Below are 5,335 nucleotides of genomic sequence, written 5' to 3' on the forward strand. Positions count from 1 at the left end.
GACCTCATCATCGGCACGATGAGCCGGTCAGCGATCGGAACCCTGGTCGAGCGCTCCAGCCGCTTCGTCAGCCTCATTCACCTTCCCCACGACCACACCGCCGAAACGGTGCGCGATGGCCTCGTGACGGGCTCCTTCGACAGTATTTCCCTAGAGGAACGGACCTCTCCAGGCACGCCCCCGAGGAGCGCCACCGAGCTAAACGCCCGGCCACGGAAATCACTGGACTGGGACACCCCAGCCGAGCGACTCCATGCTTTACTAGAGGCCAGCTAACCAAGCAGTGTTGCGACGAGGGCTGGGATCCAAGCGGTACGGAGGTAGGTGATATCGCCCATGAACCGGACCCCCGGGGTGCGGGTTTGGAACACCCGTTTGAGCTTGTCGCGGCGTTCCAACAGTCCGGCAGCGTGGATCATGGTCTTCTTCCACGCCCGCGGCTGCACGGTCACGAGCCCTTCAGATCGCATAATCTTCCCGATCGTGCCGAACGAGCAGGTCGCACATGAACGTGATGTCGTAGTCGGCCTTCTGCTCCAGGATAAGTGCGCATTTGTCGCTCACGGTTGCGTCCTGGCGAAGAATGCCGCGGCCTTTTTCAGAAACTCGTTCTCAATCCGCAGCCTCGCGTTCTCCGACAACGCCTCCCGCGGCTCCAGCGACTGCTCCGGGCTCAGATCCGGGCCCGGGCTGGCGGCGTTCTCCACCCGCCACGCTTTCACCCACACGTCAAGGGTCTGATCAATGATCCCGAGCTCCTTCGCGACGTGGGTGATCGGCCGGCCACTGACCACGACCAGCTGCGCCGCCTCAGCCAGGAACTGCGGCGAATACGCCCGCTTCAATCTCTTATGACCATCATCAACTTCCTGAATCACGAACCCGTGTTCAAAAACAATGAAACACCCCATTCTCCTGCTGGTGGTCGGTTGGTGTAATTGCGGGAGGTGTTGGTGTGCGTGGCGGCGATGTCAGGTGGCGGGTTTTTCGCGGAGCGGTACCTCTGTGATGAGGCACGCCGCGACCAGTGCGATGACCGCGATGATGGCTCCGGCGAGGAAGATGTGTTGCGTGCCGGTCGCTACCGCGCCGAGGTACGCGTCGCGCGCTGTGGCGGTCATACCCGGGAGCTGGCTCGCGGTGGGTTGGGGTTGCGCACCGCCCGGGAGGCTGCTGGCTAGGGCTTGGGCGAAGAGTGAGCCGAAGAGTGCGACGCCGACCGAGCCGCCAATGGTTCGGAACAGGGTGACAGCGCCGGATGCAACACCGAGGTTGGACCTGTCCACACTGTTTTGAGCGATGATCGTGGTCAACTGCATTGTCAGCCCGAGTCCGATCCCGATGAGGACCATGTAGACGCTGGTCACGAGCCGGCCGGTATCAACCGTCATTGTCGACAGCAGCGCCATGCCGACGATAAGGAAGCTCACACCGAGGATGGGGAAGATTTTGTATTTCCCGGTCTTCGCCATGACCCGGCCGGCTATCTGGGAGGTCAGTACCACGGGGACAAGGAGTGGCAAGAGGAGCAGCCCGGACGCTGCCGCGTTCGCGTTTTGCACGCTCTGCTGGAACTGGGGGAGATACACTACGCAGCCGAACATGGTCACACCCACCACCAGGGCAATCACGGATGACAGCGTCAGGTTGCGTTTAGCGAAGATGCGTAACGGCAACACCGGTTCGGGGGCTCGGCGCTGCCAGTAAATGAAGCTCGCAAGGGACGCGATCGTGATCGCTCCAAGTCCGAGGATCTGCGCGGATAGCCAGCCATATTGGTTACCGCCCCAGGTCGTGATGAGAACGAGGCCGGTGATGGTGATACCCAGAAGCACGGTGCCGAGCCAGTCGATTCGCGCGGAGGTGCGCTTGGCAGGAAGACGCAGCATCACGAGGCACCACATGAACGCGATCGCACCAAGAGGTACGTTGATGTAAAAAGCCCAACGCCACCCGAACGCACTTGTGACGAAACCGCCAAGGAGCGGTCCGCCGATCGTTCCGATCGCCATCACCGATGCGGTCATTCCTTGGTAGCGACCGCGTTCTCGAGGAGGCACGAGATCAGCTATCAGCGCGAAAGCCCCTACGGCTAGGCCGCCCGCGCCGAGCCCCTGCAGTGCCCGGAAGCCGATGAGTTCCATCATGTTCTGCGCGGCCCCGGACAATATCGAACCCCCGACGAACACGGCGATCGCGGTCAGGAATACTTTCTTACGTCCACGCAGGTCGCCGACTTTTGCCCACACAGGAGTAGAGATCGCGGTAGCTAACGTGTACGCGGTGACGACCCAGGCAAGCTGATCCAAGCCCCCCAGATCTCCAACGATGGTCGGAAGCGCCGTGCCCACAATCGCGTTGTCCAACATAGCGAGCAACATGGCGAGCATGACACCAAGCAGAATCATCCGAATACGTGTCGGCGAGTTCACTGGCACACCACTCGGGGCGACTGCTGGCAACGCCGAAGCAGACGGCGCGGATGCTGGCGGTATCGAAGTCACAACAGGCCTTCCTTTGGTGCGGGTGTGAGAGCGACGAGGTGGATCACTCGGGGGACCCGCTCATTTTCACACATAACCATATTCATGCCTAATGCGCAATCACTACGTAAATGCATTGGCGCCGATTAGGGGCTACTATTGTTTCCATGACATCAACCGGGCCCGAAGTGCTTGGTCGCCGCGCGCGAAAAAAAGCGGCCACCCGTGCCGCGATCTCCGACGCCGCTCTCCGCCTGTTCCTGGAACGCGGTTTCGACAACGTCAACGTGAAAGACATCGCCGACGGCGCCGACGTCGCCGTCACCACGCTGTTCCAGCACTTCCCGAGCAAAGAGGCACTCGTCTTCGATCAAGACGAGGATCGAGAAAAGGCGCTAACAGCTGCCGTGTTGAACCGGGCCGCCGAACAGTCGGTCCTCGACGCGCTCCTGGACTACTTCCAGAACTCGCGCGCCATCACCCTTGAACCAGCTCTCAAGGATTTCCTCGACCTCGTCCGCTCCACCCCAGCACTCAGAGACTACGCCCGCCGAATGTGGACCAGACACGAAGAATCCCTGGCCCGCGCCATTGCCGAAACAACAGGAATGCCAACCGGCAGCGTCAAAGCCGCCGCGCTGGCACGTTTCAGCCTCGACGCCCTTAACCTCGCCAGCGAATACGACAACCCCCAAGCAGCACTCACCGAAACATTCATCCTCCTCCGCACCGGCTGGACGGGGTCGGGCCCCCAGGCACGCGTCGGCTGACCTAACTCACAAATGTCTCAACTTCTGCAATGAGACAGACTGCCCCAACTATCCCGCGGGCAAACGTTGCGTGGACCGCGGACCTATCCCTACCATTCCGGTTCGAACACGACACCACAGGTGGCTAGGGAGGGTGCTGGTGTGGCTGTTGCCCAGCCTATGAACGGGTCAGGATTGGGTGGCGTCGCCCCCGGGTCTGCCCGCGTTTAGCTGCGCGACGACGGCGGTGATCGTTGTTTCGACACCGGCCGCCATGTCTATCACGTCGGGTTCGAGGAGCCACTGCACTTGAAGGCCGTCCATCGTGGCGATGATGAGGGAAGCGGCTTGGTTGATTTGATGCTGGGGCACATTGTCTGACACCACGGCGCGTAACGCGTCGCTGACGATGACGCGAAGCCCGGCGAGGCGGTCCCTGAAGAAATTCTGGGCAGGATGATTTTCGGTCACGGACTCGACCGAAAGGACCGCGTATGCCTGCACTATCCCGGGACGTTTCGCATTGGCGCGCGCGGTATGGACGAGGTGCTCCAGCATGGCGGCGCCGGTGGGCAATTTATGGTCGTGGAGTTCTGCGACATCGGCATCGTCTCGATGAGCAAGTACCGCGGTCAACAGATTGTCCTTGGATCCAAAGTGATGCAGCACGCCCGCGTGCGTCATTTCGGCTTGATCAGCGATTTCCAGCAACGAGCTGTTGTTATAACCGCGGTTGGCAAATACCGCCATAGCGGCTTCGATGATCCGCTCACGAGTGGCTGCCGTGCTCGCGCGCGGTTTGCGCGCCTTATCCGCACGCGAGATCGTCTTGGCGTTGGATTGCGTATCGGTGGTGGACATACTGTTCTCCCGCCGCCAGTGTATCCCTCCAGCGCAGAGGACAACCCGTTATCAAACTGTGACTAATAAGTGTTACGAACGTGTAAGTAAGTCAATGTAGAGTCATCTCCAGTCACCGCCGATGGTTATAGGGATCATCGAGGATCATCTAGGAGCCAGCATGCAGGACGTCGCCTTTGAGTCTGATGCGTTGCAGGAAATGGTCGATCGCGATCTCGATTCGCTTCCGCTGGGCAAACGGGTTCGGCTTCTCACCGGCGCGACCAATTGGATTCTGCATCCGCTGGAAGAAGCCGGACTTCGAAGCATTGCGCTTTCGGATGGCCCAATTGGTGTGCGCGGAATTGATGATGGCCCGGGGGAGTCCGCCCAGCTACCGAACCCGTCCGCCGTTGCGGCGACATGGGACTTGGAACTCGTTGGCCGGCTGGGGTCACTGATTGCTTTGGAGGCGAAACGCCAGGGCGCCAACGTCGTTTTGGCGCCAGTCGTCAATTTGCAAAGAACCCCGTTCGGCGGCCGGCACTTCGAGTGTTATTCAGAGGACCCGCTGTTGACCGGAACAATTGCGGCGGCCTACATCACTTCCGTGCAGGCCGCCGGTGTCGGCGCGTGTGTGAAGCACTTTTTGGGCAACGAATCGGAAACGGACCGCACAACCTATGTTGCGCGAATTGATGAACGCACCTTGCGCGAGTTGTATTCTGCCCCCTTCGAACGTGCCGTGAAAGAGGCTGGCGTATGGAGCGTGATGGCCGCCTACAACGGTATCGACGATGGGGTGCAGCGGTCCGCAGCGACTGAACACGGAAACCTGTTAAAGACGGTGCTGAAAGATGAGTGGGGTTTTGATGGGGTCGTGGTCAGCGATTGGTTGGCGGCTAACAGCACGGCAGCTACCGCACTAGCTGGTCTTGATCTTGTGATGCCAGGCCCCGGCGGTCCGTGGGAACAGCATCTGCTTGACGCAGTGCAATCCGGTGCAGTGCCGGTAGCGGAGATCAATGACAAGGTACGTCGTATCCTCACCCTCGGTGCCCGAGTCGGAGCCCTCGGCAATCCAGAAAGTACGGTTTCGTCGCCTCCGGTGGGCGACGTGCCGACCAGGCCGGCCACTGAGGCTGACCCCGTTTCCCGGACAGGTGGTTGGTTGGTCAGGCTGCCAGTGTGAGCTGGCGGCGTTCGTACTCTAATGGACTGAGGTAGCCGATGCCGGAGTGGCGTCGGCGGGCGTTGTACCAG

General features: G+C 60.7%; 6 protein-coding genes and 1 pseudogene. 3 read left to right on the forward strand and 4 right to left on the reverse strand.

All coding sequences use genetic code 11. From position 1 onward, the window contains the following. Positions 1 to 276: pseudogene (locus B7R22_RS20500) on the forward strand (transposase); the annotation flags it as partial. A gap of 284 nt (positions 277 to 560) precedes the next feature. Here B7R22_RS20500 and B7R22_RS18635 read toward each other — a convergent pair. Both B7R22_RS18635 and B7R22_RS18640 read right to left on the reverse strand, forming a co-directional pair. Then, a complete protein-coding gene (locus B7R22_RS18635; RefSeq protein WP_172582587.1) occupies positions 561 to 878 on the reverse strand; it encodes a transposase in 318 nt (105 codons plus the stop codon). Positions 879 to 971: 93 nt separating this feature from the next. After that, entirely contained in the window at positions 972 to 2,408 is a 1,437-nt protein-coding gene (locus tag B7R22_RS18640) for an MDR family MFS transporter (RefSeq protein WP_116413172.1), read from the reverse strand. 242 nt (positions 2,409 to 2,650) lie between these two features. On the opposite strand from B7R22_RS18640, the gene B7R22_RS18645 reads away from it, so the two are divergent. Beyond that, on the forward strand, positions 2,651 to 3,253 hold the full coding sequence (locus tag B7R22_RS18645) for a TetR/AcrR family transcriptional regulator (RefSeq protein ID WP_116413173.1): 603 nt from the start codon (positions 2,651 to 2,653) through the stop codon (positions 3,251 to 3,253). A 168-nt stretch (positions 3,254 to 3,421) separates the two neighbouring features. Here the strand turns inward: B7R22_RS18645 and B7R22_RS18650 are convergent, their stop codons facing one another. After that, on the reverse strand, positions 3,422 to 4,093 hold the full coding sequence (locus B7R22_RS18650; protein ID WP_116413174.1) for a TetR/AcrR family transcriptional regulator: 672 nt from the start codon (positions 4,091 to 4,093) through the stop codon (positions 3,422 to 3,424). A gap of 160 nt (positions 4,094 to 4,253) precedes the next feature. On the opposite strand from B7R22_RS18650, the gene B7R22_RS18655 reads away from it, so the two are divergent. Then, entirely contained in the window at positions 4,254 to 5,264 is a 1,011-nt protein-coding gene (locus B7R22_RS18655) for a glycoside hydrolase family 3 protein (protein ID WP_253259172.1), read from the forward strand. Here B7R22_RS18655 and B7R22_RS20380 read toward each other — a convergent pair. Continuing rightward, positions 5,248 to 5,335 (reverse strand): IS3 family transposase (locus tag B7R22_RS20380; RefSeq protein WP_367302594.1); only part of this gene is annotated, 88 nt, incomplete at its 5' end. The genes B7R22_RS18655 and B7R22_RS20380 overlap by 17 nt on opposite strands.

This window comes from Subtercola boreus, from assembly GCF_003399635.1.
GTDB classification, from domain to species: Bacteria; Actinomycetota; Actinomycetes; order Actinomycetales; family Microbacteriaceae; genus Subtercola; species Subtercola boreus_B.

Coding starts and splice junctions, on each gene's coding strand:
- B7R22_RS18650 (WP_116413174.1), bottom strand. CDS start 4,093: ATGTCCACCACCGATACGCAATCCAACGCCAAGACGATCTCGCGTGCG.
- B7R22_RS18645 (WP_116413173.1), top strand. CDS start 2,651: ATGACATCAACCGGGCCCGAAGTGCTTGGTCGCCGCGCGCGAAAAAAA.
- B7R22_RS18640 (WP_116413172.1), bottom strand. CDS start 2,408: ATGATTCTGCTTGGTGTCATGCTCGCCATGTTGCTCGCTATGTTGGAC.
- B7R22_RS18655 (WP_253259172.1), top strand. CDS start 4,254: ATGCAGGACGTCGCCTTTGAGTCTGATGCGTTGCAGGAAATGGTCGAT.